Annotated in this window: 12 protein-coding genes; 4 read left to right on the top strand and 8 right to left on the bottom strand. The window is 53.6% G+C overall.

The annotated features are described in order from the left end of the window. Positions 1-89: 89 nt before the first annotated feature. The 4 genes from Q0802_RS00860 to Q0802_RS00845 all read right to left on the bottom strand — a co-directional run bounded on the left by Q0802_RS00860 (position 90) and on the right by Q0802_RS00845 (position 5,575). Positions 90-1,421: an MATE family efflux transporter gene (locus Q0802_RS00860; protein WP_298912194.1), complete on the bottom strand. Its 1,332-nt coding sequence runs from the start codon at positions 1,419-1,421 to the stop codon at positions 90-92. A 436-nt stretch (positions 1,422-1,857) separates the two neighbouring features. After that, positions 1,858-2,607 (bottom strand): hypothetical protein, encoded by a 750-nt coding sequence (locus Q0802_RS00855; protein WP_298912191.1) that lies wholly within the window; start codon positions 2,605-2,607, stop codon positions 1,858-1,860. After that, a complete protein-coding gene (locus Q0802_RS00850; protein ID WP_298912188.1) occupies positions 2,604-3,878 on the bottom strand; it encodes a hypothetical protein in 1,275 nt (424 codons plus the stop codon). The genes Q0802_RS00855 and Q0802_RS00850 overlap by 4 nt, the downstream gene beginning before the upstream one ends. Before the next feature lie 119 nt (positions 3,879-3,997). Then, the gene (locus Q0802_RS00845) at positions 3,998-5,575 is read right to left on the bottom strand and encodes a HAMP domain-containing sensor histidine kinase (RefSeq protein ID WP_298912186.1); all 1,578 of its coding nucleotides are present in this window, start codon (positions 5,573-5,575) and stop codon (positions 3,998-4,000) included. A 318-nt stretch (positions 5,576-5,893) separates the two neighbouring features. Between Q0802_RS00845 and Q0802_RS00840 the strand changes: the two genes are divergently transcribed. From Q0802_RS00840 to Q0802_RS00825, 4 genes are all read left to right on the top strand, one after another. Then, on the top strand, positions 5,894-6,958 hold the full coding sequence (locus tag Q0802_RS00840) for a hypothetical protein (protein ID WP_298912185.1): 1,065 nt from the start codon (positions 5,894-5,896) through the stop codon (positions 6,956-6,958). Next, on the top strand, positions 6,955-8,544 hold the full coding sequence (locus Q0802_RS00835; RefSeq protein ID WP_298912183.1) for an ABC transporter ATP-binding protein: 1,590 nt from the start codon (positions 6,955-6,957) through the stop codon (positions 8,542-8,544). Before Q0802_RS00840 ends, Q0802_RS00835 begins: the two co-directional genes overlap by 4 nt. A gap of 332 nt (positions 8,545-8,876) precedes the next feature. Further along, entirely contained in the window at positions 8,877-9,317 is a 441-nt protein-coding gene (locus tag Q0802_RS00830; RefSeq protein WP_298912180.1) for a hypothetical protein, read from the top strand. Beyond that, on the top strand, positions 9,314-10,570 hold the full coding sequence (locus Q0802_RS00825; RefSeq protein ID WP_298912179.1) for a relaxase/mobilization nuclease domain-containing protein: 1,257 nt from the start codon (positions 9,314-9,316) through the stop codon (positions 10,568-10,570). The genes Q0802_RS00830 and Q0802_RS00825 overlap by 4 nt, the downstream gene beginning before the upstream one ends. A 1,208-nt stretch (positions 10,571-11,778) precedes the next feature. On the opposite strand, the gene Q0802_RS00820 is transcribed toward Q0802_RS00825, so the two are convergent. The 4 genes from Q0802_RS00820 to Q0802_RS00805 all read right to left on the bottom strand — a co-directional run bounded on the left by Q0802_RS00820 (position 11,779) and on the right by Q0802_RS00805 (position 17,163). After that, positions 11,779-12,417: a recombinase family protein gene (locus tag Q0802_RS00820; protein WP_298912177.1), complete on the bottom strand. Its 639-nt coding sequence runs from the start codon at positions 12,415-12,417 to the stop codon at positions 11,779-11,781. Between the two features lie 353 nt (positions 12,418-12,770). Further along, complete coding sequence (locus Q0802_RS00815; protein WP_298912175.1) at positions 12,771-13,775, bottom strand: hypothetical protein; 1,005 nt, start codon at positions 13,773-13,775, stop codon at positions 12,771-12,773. Positions 13,776-13,777: 2 nt separating this feature from the next. Next, the gene (locus Q0802_RS00810; protein ID WP_298912173.1) at positions 13,778-15,805 is read right to left on the bottom strand and encodes a hypothetical protein; all 2,028 of its coding nucleotides are present in this window, start codon (positions 15,803-15,805) and stop codon (positions 13,778-13,780) included. Further along, complete coding sequence (locus Q0802_RS00805) at positions 15,802-17,163, bottom strand: metallophosphoesterase (RefSeq protein ID WP_298912169.1); 1,362 nt, start codon at positions 17,161-17,163, stop codon at positions 15,802-15,804. The genes Q0802_RS00810 and Q0802_RS00805 overlap by 4 nt, the downstream gene beginning before the upstream one ends. Positions 17,164-17,216 lie beyond the last annotated feature (53 nt).

Genomic DNA, 17,216 nt, shown 5'->3' with positions numbered 1-17,216 from the left:
CTGCTCGACCGGTGACCGTGTAAGAGGGTGTTTGCGAAACCGCGCAACGCCTCCAAGCCGGTCCTCTCTTTTGGTTAACTGCAAAAGGTTTAGTCGTCAGTTGTCAGCCACCAGAAACGCCAGGGCAGGGCAATCGCAGCGACCACCAGCCCCAGAGTATACCCTGACCAAAGTCCGACGGCCCCGAAGTCGAATACAAACGCCCACAGATAGCTCGCCGGGAGTGCCAGCGGCCAATAGGCCACGAGTGTGATCACCGTGGGCAAGGTCATATCAGACATGCCTCTCAGCGCGCCGAGTGCTGTGCCCTGTACGCCATCTGCGATCTGAAGGAGTGCTATCAGGATGAACAGCGCGACGGCCAGATCGATTACAGCGGGATCTGTCGACATGGTTTCGGCCATTGCGCGGCCCGCCGCGATAAAGAACACGGCGGCCAGACCCTGCCAGAGCGTGACCATGGCAAGGGAAGCTTTCAGGATGGGGCGAAGCCGGGCTTGGCGACCGGCGCCGACGGCTTGACCGACCCTTATGGAGACAGCGCCCGCCATCCCGAGGGGTATCATGTAAGCCAGCCCTGCCATCGCATTGACAATCTGGTGCGCTGCAAGAGCTTCGGCCCCCAACCAACCCATCATCAGCCCGACGGCGGCGTAGGCCCCGCCTTCTCCGGCATAGCCAAGGCAAAGCGGGAGAGCTTCCTTCAATTGTGCCCAGACATCACTGCCTGCAACCCTGACTCTCTGGCGGAACATTGCGAGCCCGCTCGATTGCGATAGAACCATCCAGGCTGCGACCAATGAAACGCATTGTGACAGGATGCTGGCCAGTCCCGCCCCGAGAATCCCGAGTTCCAGAATATGGATCAGTGTGTAGTTGGCGGGCACGTTGAAAAGGACGCCCAGATAGGACAAGCCCACCGCAGTCCATGGGCGGTCCACGGCGTCAAAGAGCGCTTTGAGCCCGAAGAAGAGTGTGAAGGGGACAATCCAGATTGCCATTGAAATCCAGTAGGGCAGGAGGATCGACAGCACTTCCTGGGGCTGGCCCAGGGGGCCCAAAAGCGGGTAGAGCGCGATCATCAAGAGGGCTGCACCCACGCCACCAACGAGGCAAAGCAGCAAACCGCTGCGCAAAGCAAATGCAACGCGGGCTGGATCACCAGCACCTTCCGCCTGGCTGATCTGTACTGAAATAACGGTGATGACACCCCAAAGTGCTGAAATCAGAATGATCAGCACCGCCGTTGTCACACCTGCGGCGGCCAGCGGCACCGTCCCAAGAGGGGAGATCATGGCCGTGTCGACGACGCCGATCAACAGGGCGGCTGCCAACCCGACCATGAGTGGGACGGCCAACCGGATAAGGGGCCAGAATTCGGCGCGCGTAGACGCCTGATGGATAAGGGATGAATGTGTCATGGGTCACCTGCCGGGGTGATGCCCGGCGTATAAGTCGCTCGGCGAAGCCTGTGCTTCGATTTATGCTGGGGCACTTAGGCCGGCGACGGGAAATCCATGAGTTCGGTCCTTTGAGGATCAATTGTTCGGGTCGTTTACGGTATTTGACATGCGACGTCCAGATCGTACGACGCATTCTTTCCGGTCGCCCGTAAAATGCGGGCCGTTGCGCATCCGTTTTTGCCGCTGGCATCGCGGTGGTTTTTTTTGGGGCAAGTATTTTGCGGTGTTCGATGAAAGCTTCATGCCAGGGCAAAGGTCTTGCTCCATCCTTCAACAGATAAGGAGGGGGCATCTGAGGGTCGAGATGGCGTTGCGTTGCCTCGTGAGACCCAAAATGTCGAAAACGGCACGAACCGGGGCAGGGCCCTTCAGCGAAGCTATTTCCCGTTCCGCCCTAATCCGACGTTACATTCCATGTGACAAGCTCATCCGACGTCAGAATGTAAATCTCATCGGCAGGTGTCGCCATCGCCGGACCCATGATCCTGAGATCGATGCCCATGGTATCAAGGTGCATTAGGACTTCAGCCTGCCCGCGCTGGATATCCTCCACGGCAAGAAATGCCGGAAGTATCGTGGATTCGCCAAAGGCGTGCTGGTGGACCCCAATGCGTGCGTTTTCCGAGATACTGCGCTTGACGCCGCCAACAAATATGTAGGGGCAGGCCGACAAACAAACGGCATTGTCCAAAAGCCGGGTCTCCGCTCCGAGCTCGCGAACAGCACGCCCGATCTCGAGTGCATCCGATACACTTCCGCCCGGGCTATCGAGAAGCAATGTTGCCGGAGCAGTGCTCCGAAGCTCGTCGACAATTCGGCTTGCGTCGCCCGGCGCAATGGCACCGCGTAGTTGTAAGGCCGTCGTTCCGTCGACGTCGACCTCTTCTGCGCGTAAACGGCTGGGCATGTCGGGATCAATCCCCGGTCCGGGGTTCGAAGGATCACGCGTTCTGTACCGCCGTGTCTGATCGCCCGGGCTTGTCCGCAAATCCAGTTCTGGCTGGCTTGACGGTGACAGGAAACGCGGCACGGCGGGCCCGATGTCGATAATGATCAACCCCAGGGCCAGAGCGATTTGCCCGGTCAGCAGCCACCGCAGGGCCCGCTTTGTAGCGTTTGCATCGTGGTCTTGGGCTGCGCTCATTCAGCGGCCTCGCGCGGAGATTTGGTCTCCGGTCGATGTTCTTGAATAAGAGGCGCGCTGACCCCGCTTACTTCCGCGGCCTCGATGTCGCGCAGAGCCAGCACGGCGGCCCGCAAATCGGCCACTGTCATTGCATCTTCTGGTGGCGCAGGCTCGCGACCGGCGCGGATGGCGGACTGGGCAACCGCGAGAATGAGCACAAGGACTGCGGGCAACAAGTCTATCGCGATCGCACCTGCCCAGGAGGGCGCAAAGTTGTGGGCATAGCGGATCACCGCGTCGGCGGTTGAAATAGGTGTGTAGATGACCTCGGCTGCGGGTTCGAGTGCGCGCACTTCGGCTGCCGCCGCCTGAAGTGTTTCGGCCCGTTTGGCGAGAACTTCCAGCAGGGAGGTGATTGTGGCTTGCTGGGCAGCCACCCCGCCTGCGTTGCCCGCGTCAAGGCGCGGCAGCACCACCGATTGGGCCAGATCGCGCGCGGCGCGGTCGACAAGCGGGGCGACAGAAAGCTGGCGCAACTCGGTGATGACCCCGGCCAGCCGAACAGATTCCTCCGAAAACTCCACGGCGCGTGCGTCGACCGGTCCCGGTGCTACAATCAGGGCCCGCATTCGGCTGAGGGTAGCGTTGCCCTCGGCGAAAGCGGCGGCAACAGGCGCGTCTTGCGCGGCGATGAGTTCTTCAAGCGCTGCAAGTTCGTCCGACTTTTGGGTCAAGACGCGGAAGACAGCGCCGCGTCCTGCGAGGCCCGACAGTCCGCCCCCGGCCTCTTGCTGGGACAGGTCCTCAAAACCCTGTCGGCTCCGACCAACGTCGAGGCCGAGTGCTTGACCCTGCAGCGTAATCTCGTGGGCGCGTTCCAGAGACGACTGGTAATCCTGAACTGTCCGCGCAAGATGCTGTTCGACCGCCGCTGAACCGGCCAAAGCGGCGGCGTTGAGCCAGGATGACATCGCGATGATCGCGGCCGACCCAATGGCCATCGCGATGACCAGCCACAGCCGCGTCGCCGCCGTTTGCATGGTTGGCAACAACCGCATCAGGTAGGACCAGAAAACAAAAATACCGGTTGAGACTGCGGCGCTATATGCGACGGCTGCAAAAAGTGCCAGCGCGCCACCATCATCGAGCAAGCCCCGCACACCAAGATAGGTGTATATGCCGGAAGCCACAGCGAGAACACCAAGAGCTGCGGAACTGAAACTGTTCAGCCAGGTCAGATGGCCTTCAACTTCGCGGGCATGGCGTAAACCACGTGTACTGTCACTCATCACGATACCTCCGCAGCTTAGGATGGGCACCGAGAGGTCGGAAAGCAAGGTTTCAAATCCGTGATGTTGCGGGGAACCTCGCCGACGTCACATGCAACTTTGCGATATGCGTCTCGTCTTCAGGCAGATGGATTATCATGATCCTCGTTCTGATCTTCTGATATTCGGGGAAGGGTCAGTTCGACCGTTGTCCCTTTGGGCTCGCGATCAAAAATTCGCGCAGAGCCCCCGTGCGCTTCAGCGATCGACAACACGATTGGCAGACCCAGGCCCAAACCGTCGGTGTATTGCCCCGCTGCATTGGAACCACGGAAAAACCGCTCAAAAGCGAGTTCTTTGTCCTCATCCTTCATGCCCGGTCCGTCATCAGCGACGGAAATCTGGATGACGTCGGGACCTGAAACCAAGGCGACCTCAATCGTATTTCCGCCATGGCGCCGCGCGTTTTCCAGCAAAGCCAGGACCGCTTGCTTGATCCGCTTGCCGTCGAGCGAGATTGTTGTCGCATGGGTGGGTAAGGTCAATTTCGCGTCAAGTCCGGACAAAGTGACAGCATCGCGTATCAATCTCGAAGGGTCGACGGTTTCGCGTGAGAGGCGCAGTGAACCGGATTCCTTGCGAGAAATGAACAGCAAATCACTGATCAGATTGGCCGTGTGATTTGCCGCCAGACGCGCGCGTCCCAACGCCTGTTTATATTCTTCTATCGTTTTGTCTGATCCGCGCAGCGCGACATCGCTTTCTCCCTGGATAATTGTCAGCGGTGTACGAAGTTCGTGGCTGACATCAGCAAGAAGCTGACGGCGGTTTTCTTCTGATTTTCGGGCTTCGGTCAGCAACTCCTCCAGCTTTTCGGTGCGTTGCTGGACCGCTTGTTCGAGCTCAAGATTTTGCGTGGTCAGGCTTCTTGTCCGTGCAGCAACGACCTCTGACATTTCATCCAGAACCGCTGCAATCTCCGAAAGCTCGCTGCGCCCCCTTAGGTCAATTCTTGTAGAAAAGTCACCCGCTGCGAACTTTCGCACACCATCCAGCAGATGTTTGAACGGATGCGTGAACTCGCGGCGGAAAATCATGAGTGTACTGATCGTGATCAGCAGAAACACTGCGGCCAGCCCGTAGGAAATCAGCCGCACAAGCGCCATCTGAGCGCTGGCCTCGGCTTCGGTCTCAGCGACCTCTTCCTCTTCTTCCTCCAGAGCGACGGAGATTAGCTCACGAAAATCGCTTTTGATGTTGTCATTGAGAACCAGTGACAGATCGCGCCAATTTGATCTCACATCGCCGATATCTTCGTGTGCCAATGTCCGGTCGAACAGTGACGTCAACTCTTCGATGACAGCCTCAACTTCAATCAGGTGCTCAAGGTCTTCGATCTCTTCGTCCCCGACCAGCTGAATTTCCTTTTCGATTGTCTCCCGGATATTGGAGATGTGAACGCTGAGCCGTTTGGATATCTCATTGACATCCTGCACACGGTCGGAGTCGCCTACCAGGAGCAGATCTCCGAACCTCTTGAAAAGCAGGTAGGTATCTGTCGCCAACTGCAGATGTTGTTCGTAAGAGGTGTGGGCAAGCGAAATCCGATAGTTGTGAAAATCGCTCTGTTTGGCGGCCCAGATTGCAACCGACACGCTGGCCGATGCGACCAGCAGCACGACAAATGCAAATATGCTGACGATGTGAGCAATCTTCATTTTGTTCGCGCTTCCTGTGTGAGGGGTGGAGTGGAATGTCGGTGTGTTAGCAGTTCAGTACAGTCTTGGGGGCAGTAAAACGTACCGCACATGATAACATCCGGGCCGCCTGTCAGACTGATAGCCCGATCCATCTGAACACGCCCTGACCGGAAGATGAACAATTGATGAACGAAGGCACGGGCTTTGAAAAGCCGTTACGCGATCTTCAGGATTTGTTCATGTGGGCGTTCTGAGACGTTAATCGGGCTGACAAGCTGAATTTATCAACAAGGGTCAAATTGAGGGAACCGAAACCAAACAATCGAGAGACCTATCATGACCTTCCAATCCAATCCGACTACTCAACTCGTTTCGGCCGCGAAATGGGCCTTCACGACACGCCGTGTCAGCAAAGGGGATGCGGTGGCGCTGACCAAAGATTATGCGCGCGCGGCGGCTGGTGACTTGGTGCTGTGCCAGATTCTGGAAGTTGGGCAGCACAAGAATATTCAGCTATCTGACCGCCGCAATTCAACGAGCTATCCGGGTGATCTGGTCGTACTTTGTCTGGGTGATCGTTACGCACCTGATCAATTCTTGTGCCGCGCCGAGATCCATGATGGCCCCATGCAACTCGCCGCAGGCGGCGGGATCGTGGGCATCGTCGAACGATCACACGCGCGCATGCGGGCCCCAACAGCGGTTATGCCTCTGGGATTGCTGACCAACGCCAGCGGTAAGGTCATGAATGTTTCCGACTACGCATTGCCCGCGAAAGCCCCAAATGGAGACGTGACAGTTTTCGGTGTTTTCGGAGCGTCGATGAATTCGGGTAAAACCACTGCCGCCGCGAGCCTGGCACATGGGTTACGACGGGCAGGGTACCGTGTCGCAGGGATCAAAGCGACCGGTACCGGGGCGTTTGGCGATTTCAATGCTTTCGAAGACGCGGGCGTGCCAGTGACAGATTTCACTGATGCAGGCATGGCCACCACTTACAAAATGCCGCTGGAACGCATCGAGCGTGGCTTTGATACCTTGGTTGCAACCGCAGCGGCGAACGGTGCCAACATGGTCATCGTCGAAATTGCGGATGGGGTTTTCCAGCGAGAAACGCGCGCCATTCTCAACAAGTCCCGAATTCGCGAGCGGCTTGATGGCATCTTGTTCGCAGCCCCCGACGCGCTTGGGGCCTTTGGTGGCGTAACCGTTCTTGAACGTTACGGTCTCAGTCCTTTTGCCATCTCCGGCATGGTCAGCTGCTCGCCGCTCGCGACAGCAGAAGCTGCCGAAATCACCGGGCTGCCCATTCTCACAAGAGAGCAGCTTTGGGACCGTTCGATGGTCACACAACTGGTCCGCCCCTATGTGCGTCAACCAAAACTCTGTGCGGCCTCATGAACAAGTTACCAAAAATCTTGGCAAGCGACCGCATTCTTGATGCGGTCGCCCTCCCGTTGCTCAGCGTAGGTCAGGCGGTTTTTCTTGGGATTGGCGTCTTCGCCACCCGCGAAGCATTCGGCGCTCTGCATGAAGGCGTGCAATTGCAAAACATGACGCTCTGCAAGCTTGCGGGCTCAGGCATTCTGGCTGTCGGGCTGGAATTTCTCCGTCGTATTTGCGCCGAACGACTGGGCCAGAGCTACGCGAGCAGCTTGCGCCTTGGCCTCTATCGGCATCTCGCCGGTATGCAGAAAAGCGAGTTGGACGCGCGAAGACTGGGTGCATTATCCCTCCGCTTTGTCGGGGATCTTTCTGCTGCGCGTAACTGGTTCGGATGGGGTCTGCCAAGGGTCGTCTCAGCAGCCATCGTGCTGCCCGGTGCATTACTGGTGCTTTGGCTTCTGGATTCCGGCATCGCGTTGACCAGCAGCGTTGTGCTGGGTCTTGCTCTTTTGTTCATGGCGGCGGTGGCAATCGGGTTTGAAAGACTCCACCTGAGATTGCGAAGCCGACGTGCCCGCATTGCAATCGCCATGATGGAGCGCATTTCCATTGCGCCGCTCCTGGATCTGATGGGCAGAACCGAACAGGAGTTGAAGGCTCTGGAAGAAAGCGGGCAACAACTCCGCGAGGAGGCAACCGCGCGCGCGCGAAGGGCCGGCGCATTGAGCGCGATCCCGCAGCTGGGGTTGACCACTGCCGGCGCGTTGGCGCTGTGGCAGGCAGCCCAGTCCAGCACGGCGCCGGGCACGGTTGCGGCGATAGTGTCAATGTTGGGGGTGCTGGCGCTGCCGCTGCGTGATCTGGCAATGTCGTGGGATCAGTACAACGGCTGGCGTATTGCCAAAGGTAAGGCTTTGAGACTTTTCGACAAACCCAGCCGCTTGCGCGAACAAGCTTCTGCCATCGGGCCTGTGGGGGTCACGGTCTCGGGCATTCTTGACGGCAAGTGCGTTTCGCTTTCGGTTCCCGCAGGCTCAATCGGCCTGTTGCAAGGGGGCAATGCCCGAAGCCGATCGATACTGGCGATGCTGATTGCCGGGTTGGATACCGATGCCGACCTGAAAATCGACTACGGAACAGGAACTGCGGTATTGCCGCGGATCCATTTCATTGGCGATACGCCGGTGGCGTTACAGGGTAGTCTGAGGAGAACGCTGACACTGGGCATTTCCCCACGGCCGGCGGGTAAGAGCATTGCCAGAATCGCGCGCGCGTTCGGCCTTGGTGAGTTGCTGCCGCAGGGCCGCAAATCATTGAGGGGGCGGGTCGCCGAAGCGGCGCGAAATCTCAGCACCGCTGACAGTTTGCGGATTGATCTCGCTCGCATAGCCTTGGCCAAACCTGACCTGGTGATTATTGATACTTCGCGGTTTGCAGCGGACCCGGAATGTGAAAAACTGCTCAAACTTTTGTCGGATCACGTTGAAAGCACGATTGTCGTTGTCGATCGCCGGGCCTCTGATGATCAGTCTTTCAGTTTCCGGGCCAATCCAACGCGTCCCGCCGCAGGCCAAGACCTCAGCTCCGATCAGGCGTTCTGACGGCGAGCCTACTTTAGAGAATATCGACGGCGGATCGAATATCACCTGTCCGACCTTTTCTCGAAACCGGTCGAAACGATCAAGCTGCCGATGCTGGAGGACGCTCTAAAGGCAAACGGGCGCCAAAATCAGATCGATGTGGTGCGATTCCGCACCGAACTCGAATTGCAGAATATCTACTTTCGAACGAGCGCAACAATATCATATCTTATTAATTGCTTGGACTTTATGGTGCGCTCCCTAGGAGGGAACTCGAACACTCTTCTTGAGACTTTGGAGGATGTGGAAGCGCAGTTGAAGCCCCATCAGTCTAACCTGCCGGAGATGGAACCATGAACCATCTCTCGCAAACATTCACTGATACAAAAGTTGCAAATTCCGCGACGACCTCGAAGCGGAAAGCCCGCAAGAAACTCCCACCATTCTCGCTGCGCTTGAGCAAGGAGGAACGGCAGAGGCTGGAGCGTGATGCGGCTGGTATGCCGCTTGGATCGTTCATCAAAAACAAGGTGTTTGATGGTGAATGCAAACCACGTCGCACTCGCGGACGGGCTCCCGTCAAAGATCACGCCGCGCTGGCGCGGGCACTCGGCCTGCTCGGCAATCTCCGTTTGGCCAGCAACCTCAACCAACTCGCCAAGGCCGTGAATTTGGGAACGCTTGCTGTATCGCCCGAAGTCGAAGAAGAACTGATGACAACATGCGCTGCCATTCTTGCGATCCGTTCGGAGCTGATGACAGCCCTGGGTTACAAACCAGAGGAACGTGAATGATCCTCAAAGGCAGCCAACGCAGCGGTGGCCTGAAACTGGCGGCGCATTTGATGAACTCCCGTGACAACGATCATGTGGAGGTTCACGAGCTGCGGGGCTTCACGGCAGAGACATTGCACGGCGCATTCCAGGAAGCCGATGCCATCTCCAAAGGGACCAAGTGCCAGCAATATCTGTTCTCACTCAGTATCAATCCGCCAGAGACAGAACGGGTTTCAACGGCTGATATTCTGGATGCCGTTGAGCGTGCAGAACAGCAGCTCGGGCTGAATGATCAGGCACGAGCAATTGTTTTTCATGAAAAGAACGGGCGGCGACACGCCCATGTCGTCTGGTCCCGCATTGATGCAATGGAGATGAAAGCCGTTTGTCTTCCCTTCTACAAACAGCGGCTCAAAGGTCTATCCAAAGAGCTGTTTCTAGAGCATGGCTGGCGGCTACCGGACGGATTTAGGGATAAACAGAACCGCGATCCAAGAAACTTCAGCCTCTCGGAGTGGCAGCAGGCCAAACGCATCGGCAAAGACGCCCGGCAGATCAAAATGGTCTTTCAGGAAGCATGGCAGGTCTCAGACAACCGCGCCGCATTTGCTGCTGCACTGGAGGAGAAGGGCTTTTTTCTAGCAAAAGGTGATCGACGCGGTTTTGTCGCGTTGGATGTTCATGGGGAAGTCTATGCCGTTGCGAAATGGACGGGCCAGCGCACCAGGCAGGTGAAAGAAAAGCTGGGTATTCCCAAAGAGCTTCGATCTGTCGGAGAGACCAAAGCCCATATCGCCAAGTCAATGCAGCCTGCACTCGATCAATCGCAGACCGAGCTCAAGGCCAGAAAACAGAAGCTAAAACAACGCCAAGACCAAGAACGCGGAAAGCTGATTGAGCGGCAACGTGCGGAGCGCCAGCGTTTGAAAGAGAGGCTGGAGCAACGCCAGATCGCTGAAGTCAAACAGAGACAAGAGCGCTTTCGTGTTGGGCTCAAAGGTCTATGGGATCGTCTGCGCGGCGAGCATTCGAAGATCAAAAAAGAGAATGAAGCGCAGGCCTGGACTGCTCACCTACGGGATCACGAACAAACTGATCAGCTTGTCTTTCAGCATTTGGATGAGCGTAAAAATCTGGGACGACAACAACGGCACGAGATGGATGCCATCAAAGAGCAGGCACAGGCTCTTGCGATGGATCGTGAGAAATTCAGGGACGTGCGCGGCAAGTCATCGGACAGGACACGAGACAGGCCGATTTTTGAGCGGTAGTTCTCGCCCTAGTGAGCAGCCCCACTTGAGTGGTCCAAATTGAAAGTTAGTGCATGATTGGCCTTTGGTCCATCAAGACGATGGCTTCAGGCGCAGGCGGGCGGTAGCCCAAAGCACTGTGTGGTCGATGATGACGGTGTGTGTCGAGCGATTGGGGTAGAGCATGTGATAGCTTTCTGTTTGGGGGCCTCGAGATGAAGCGGTTCATTGGCCTTGAGGGCCGGGATTGTGGGATGCAAAAGAGAGGTGCGGACGGCACATCTGTCTCACTCGAAATTGAGAGAGGTCGTAAGTATATGAAGATGAATGATAATTCAGGCTTCGACGGCACGCTGCCGTAAACCTGTTGTTTGTGAGAGGGAAACCTTAAAGGGGAACCATCGAGAGCAACCTCAACTGGTAATCGCATAGGAAACCAAACGGGTTCACTTGGGGGAGGAAATCATCATGGCGGCATCAGCCGACAAAGAATTTGAGGTGAACCTCGAAGGAGATTGGACTGAATGCTCCAGATAATCTGGATGCTCCCTAAAAGGTTGCCAGTCATTCACCTTCGCATGTCGCTATCGCTTGAAGACCCAATTCCGATGGCTTTGCCACGGAGAGGATATTTCCTTTACATGCACCTCAAATGTGAAGGTAAGGTCATCGGCTGAATGCACATAGTTGGCCGTTACATGCCAGCTTCCTCAAATACTGATCACCCCCTCAATCATTCACGAGTTGAAAGTAACAGGCGAATAAAAAGGCAGGAGACAGCCGTTCTTTATCTCTCAGATGCGGGTCAATACGTCTCGGCGTTTGGTCTGGGGCTACGTTGTGGGCAATGGTAGAAAAGGGTCTGCTATGGCTAGGGTGGGGGTTTGTTGCGTCACAGCATGCTTGACCCCTTCTAGTGCTATGGGGTGGGTTAATTGGCGACGCCGTTCGGCTTTCGGCGTTTGCCTCTAGTATGAGGGTTCATTGGCTCTCCGCGAAACTGACCACCGTTGGTTCTATAGTGGCGGTAAAGCCAATGGATGCGCATCAAGCGAGTTTGTGTCTAGTATGTGTGTGAATTGCTCTCGCTCAGAATACCGCCAACTAATGCCGTTTATGCCTAAGGTGTGGGTTACAAGTTGCCATGCACGGTCAACAACGAAGTGCCTTCGGCTTGGTCCTGTCCTCAACTGTTATCGGTGTCTTGGGCTTGTATGTGGGTTGCGGCGTCACAACCCCCACTTCTCCAGTGCAGCTTCTGCCTTCGAAGGGTCTTGGGCAATCCTGATCACGGCGTTCCGGTTGACGCCTGTGGCCTTAGCAATCGCTGAGTGACCTTGCCCTGCATTCAGCATCGCTTGCACAGCTTCAAAGCTGGCCCTATCGAAGTTTGGCTTACGCCCTTTGAACTTGTCCGGAGAGGCGGCCCTATGGTGCGCAATACCGGCCCTCTGAGCCTCTTTGTTGGCCTCTGCCTGTGCTTCCGCCATCGCCGCCATAAAGCCAATGAGCGCGTCCCTGATGGCCTTCTGAGTGGGGTCTGTGGTCGTGCCGTCGAAGACCATGCCGTTGATCACGGTCTTGATTGTCACGCCTCTGCGGATGAACTCCCGAATGGTGTCAGTCACGTCCTGATAGTTGCGCCCTAGACGGTCCACCCAACGAACCACTAACGTGTCCCCTTCGCGTAGCATATCGAAGAGCCGCTTGCCGCCTTCGCGCTCTGCCAGCTTGGTGGTAACGCCCGAAGTGCCGTGATCGGTCACCACCTTATCTATCTGAAATCCTGCTTTGCGGGCCTGCTCAAGTTGATGTTCGCTGGTCTGTTCGGCAGTGGAAACGCGGGTATAAAGAATTGTTCTGGACATTGATCACCTGTTCACAAGAGTAGTGTTCATACAAATGATATGTTCACAAAGGTAAGTCAACCCTTATGAACATACTTTCTGCATACCAGCCCTATGTTCACTGCCCTATACCACTATGAACAATTGTCATCAGGTTGCAGACAACGCTTCAAGCAATCGGGATTTTGACAAGGTGCGAACAGACCGAACTGAAAATAACTGTTCAATACGGTTGCAATGAAACAAACCCGTTGAAATCAGCTTAAACTGCTGACAGGCCCCACGGGGGAAGGAACCCAATGTGCTTTACATTCCAAGCGGCACAAATTTTTTCAACGTGAATATTTGCAATACCAACCAGTTGAGCCAGCCATTTATAAAATTTGTCTTACATCTGGATTGCAGAAATTTGTCACTGTGCTGATTGAGACAGGTCCAGACGCAGGGACATTGTGCCTCGAGTATTCAAGCGGTGTTCTTCCGAGTAGCGAAACAGTATCGCTAAATTTTTCCGCGATTGCACAAGCTGCGACCGCATGTGATTTTGGCCCAGAACAGAAGATTTCAATTGCGCAAGCCTTTGGAAGCGCTCTCACAATCGATAAATACTTTCCCAAACAGTTGTTAACAGAAGCCGCGTTGGCTTCTACGAAATTGCCCTGTGGAACGTGAAATTCCCTCATTAATCGAGACTTCTGGTCATGTGCGGTGTGAAATAGTTCGGCGGAAGATGGAGCACTTGCTGTTAAAACGTAAATATGGTCGCGATCAGCCTGTTCGAGCAACGTGAAAATTAGTTTTGGGTCGCCTCCCAACGCCAAGATCAGAGCGCGTTCGTTTGAAGTTCCCCCTTTTCCGGGAGTGAAACGTATTGGAAAGAACTTACCGCTCAAGCCTTGGTCGAACTGAACATTACCAATGCTTGCTTCGTATTTTCCTTCGCAGTAGCCCCAAAATGTTTTGGGGTAGTTCGTGCGCTTTAGCAGCATACGATAAAGCGTTTGTGTGATCGCTTTAGGCATACAAGTATAGTCGATAAACACAGAATAGCCGGGAGCCTCAGCCATCGTTCCGGTCACAAACTTTTCTAGACTGCCTTCCCATGACAATTTATCCAAAGCGCTGCCGAGTGTTATCAGATCGACTTTTTGGAAGTTCTTTTTGGCCTCGGCAATAAAGCTGCTCACCTTGCTGTTTTCTACACCATCCCCGTCAAATCGGACGCAATAGGCGTGCTCGCCAGTGATGGCCCCAGACTTAAGCAAGGCTTCAGCTCGGTCTTCCCAACCAATTGTGAAGATGGCTTGGTCAACGGCGGCCCTGGGAATTGAAGTCAAGTCGCAAGAAGTTTCCTCAAAGGAGTATCCATCAAATATCATGTTCAAATCTCAAAACGCCCCTGACGTTTGTCTACGGCAATAAATCCATCAAAATACTCTTTGGCCCAATCAGACGGAGACAATGGTGCTACTTGAGCCATCAGCCGAACGAGCGCCTTAGGGTCTATTCGAGTATTTTCGTATGCACCTCTTGGAGAACACTGTAGATGAGCGGAGAGGCGGCGATGGAGCCTGAACGCGATGTCGTCTTTTCCAATTGAGCTGTGTCCATCAAGAATTCTAACAAAACCATCCCGTTCGATCCGGCGCAGCAAAGATGTGATATCGAAGAATGGCAATGTCCTAGCCAAAGCGGCGAATTGAGCTGCATTAACAACGAAAACACCACGATCAGGGTATCTTACAGCTTCTCCATTTTCATTATACTGGTGTAACAACTTGAGCAGCTCTGCAACACCCGACAGCAGATAGTATTGATGGGCATCACCAGTATCTTGCATCTCTTCAATCGTCTCAAACGAATGCCCAGACACGGCCTTCAAGGCTTGATCTTGAAGCTTAAAAGAAAATCGCTGTGAGTTGTTCAAAAACTTTCGGCAAGCTCTTGCCAGTGTTTGACCGCTCTCGCTCTCTACTCGGCTTGTAGGGTTTTGTGCATCAAAAAATTCCGCCATGATATCGAGGAAGTCGCGTATGTTGCCGTCGCTAGCCCATATTATGAACCGCTGACCCGCATAAATAGGAGGTCGGTTGCATTGTAAGCAAGCAACTATGTAAGCAATGGCCTCTTTGCGATAAATTTCTTTTCGAAGCCTTACTTGGTCATCTTTCGTAGGATATTTGGTTACGTCCAAACCAAGACTGTCAATTACAACATGTTCGGTAAATGGCGAACGACCCGAAACTACATGAAAGGAACTTTTTTGGTCTGGTGACAGTGTCCTGTCCAACAGCTCTTTAGTGCGCCCAACGTCAGAACGAAACTTTGTAACTGCAGCACTCCGGTATTGCCCACCCAAGACTTCTTCCATCAATGAATTGTAAGAAGGGTCCCCACACTTTTTGTCAAGTGAGAACAATTGGTTGTCGGAAGTAACTTTCTTTGTGTTTGTCGTGACAAGACCACGAATTCGCAGATCGGCCACGCTCTCACAGAATTTTTTGAAATCATCTTCTTTTAGTTCATCGACATTGCAGAATTTTCGATCTGCATGACTGAGGGAAGTTTCAGGAATGGTCGTTTCGACTGTATTGTATTCTCCTCTGATATAAGCGACGACCCACTTCGCTTGACCTTCGGTTGATCGGAGGTATGTGTTTAGCGCTTTTTGCTGCAAAGAACTCAGGTTTTCACAGTCGTCCAGCAGTATAAACAGATCAAGCTCTGATGACTTTTTTAGCCTCGAGTGCATTACGGACGGGACAATCTTGTTACTTATCAGCTTGATGAGTGTAGCTGGTGTGAACGCATCAATAACCATTCTGGCTTCTGAAAGTTTTTCATTGTCGTAGATGGCCAAAAAAGATGATCGAAGAGTGCGAACCAACCGCAGTGCATCACTATAGTCTGCAATTTTCCTAACGTGCTTTAATCCAAGGTTCGCGAAGACTTCACTAATCTCTTGGCAAGCCTCAAACTCCTTTTTAGCTGAAAAATGAAGAGTTTCATTGTCTTCAAGTGACTTGAGGTCTTCAAGAACGCTTTCCAATAAGCTCAGCTCAAAAAATGCACAGAAAAGTTTGTATCGTTCTAGGTCGGTTGGTTCTCGATTAGCTCCGCTTGAGACCTGTTTTTGAATATCTTCTGTTAAATGCTGGAAGCTGTGATTGAATTGCATGTAGCAGCCGAACCAGTGAAACCTTCGAGCCGGAAACTGTTCGGCAAGCAATTCATTTTCAAAGAGAAGTTTTGAATGAAGTGAGCGCAGCACGGTCGTTTTCCCGCTGCCGCGGGTGCCTACAACGAAGTCAGCTTTCTTATTTCTGATTAAGCCCTTTGCCCATGACGAAAGCCAAACTCGCGGCTTTTTTTCAAATTCAGACTTTGTTGGTTGGAAGGGGTTCATCATCCGCCCAAACCCTCCATCGCGACTATACGCCATTTCGCGCGCGGCTTTCCAAGATTGACAAGTTCAACAACCCCGGCACAAAACAATAGCAACAGGAGGTGTTCTAGCTCATCTTCATTTATGTGCAATGAGCCGCACTCATCCACAGCTTCACGCCAGTTCAGTCGTTTGCTGTCCCGCAATCTATCCCACAGTTTCCTTGCGTTACGTGTAAGCAGCGTTCGGTTGTCGGCGATTAGCGGAAAGAATGTTGCACGTTGATCTGAATAATTTCCAATTCTGCCATTTTCGTCAGGGCGGTATTCAATTAACCGCACTAAGAAAACCTCTCCATCTTCTTGGTGAAAGAATGCGACTTCATTAAAACCCTCCCATATCGGCGGGGCCGAGATGCACAAAAGTTGGCGATTTGGTCTTTCGGTCCCATGCTCGGTCGTCCTAACAACTTGCTCAACTGGGCCTTCGTGAATGTGTCCGTGTAAATACACGATATTCTTGCCACTGCCCAGAAGATGGCTTCTAACCAGTCCAGCGTTGAGCATCTCCGAATATGGTGAAATTCTCGGAACTCTTTGTGGTAAAAGGTTGTGATGCGCGCACAAGAAAGCAAATGAGCTTTGCTCTTTATCCAATTGATCTAGTAAGGTATCTAAAGCAGTCTTCGAAAAGTAGGGGGTGTCTAGTTGTTTATACAACTGATGCAGGCGGTTCGAAGATTGGCTATAAGGATGTCCAAAAGCAGGCTCGGCCGCTACCACAGGTTCTTTCCCAACCAGTTCTATCGCCTCTTGACCAAGCTTATCGTCAGTGAATTCATCACTTAATGGTTTTGGGAGCAGGTGCATGGACATAGACCCAATGCTTGAGTTGAGAAGATAAACAGGCAGTCTTACGTCATGCTCGGCTGAGATTTGGTGAACAATGCAGTCCTCAACGGGTAGTTCGAGGAAGCCAAATTCTTTGAAAGCTTGTTGTATCGGGTCAAACTTGACAATTGGTCCACCTATGGCTGCGGTTTCTTTAGCGACATCGTGGTTTCCTGGCACGCCGAATACTAACGGTTGCCGTTCGTTGCTATCATCTCGCAGTATCGCACGCATAATTTGAACAGCGGGTCGAATGAACTTTATATCACCGCGCGAAGTGTAATCTCCCATCAATGCTACAGCATCCACAGAGCCGGAATTTGCCACCTTGTTAAGTGCCTTGAGAACCTGAGACAAACGGTCTTGTGTCAGTTCGCCAATGATTTCTTTCGAAAAATTTCCATCTTTTATGTCAATATCTGTAGTCTTAGAAGGCCATTCTGGGAGATGGATATCTCCAACTTGCAAAACGCGCGTAATTTTTGTTTTCATGAAAACCTCTGGCCCTTAGAAGTATCATGACATCCAATCAGTTGAGTTCAAGT

Origin of the sequence: uncultured Roseobacter sp. (genome assembly GCF_947495275.1) — a bacterium.
In the GTDB taxonomy this organism is placed as follows: Bacteria; Pseudomonadota; Alphaproteobacteria; order Rhodobacterales; family Rhodobacteraceae; genus Roseobacter.
The sequence above is the reverse complement of the archived record's forward strand: the minus strand, read 5'-3'. Positions and strand labels throughout refer to the sequence as shown.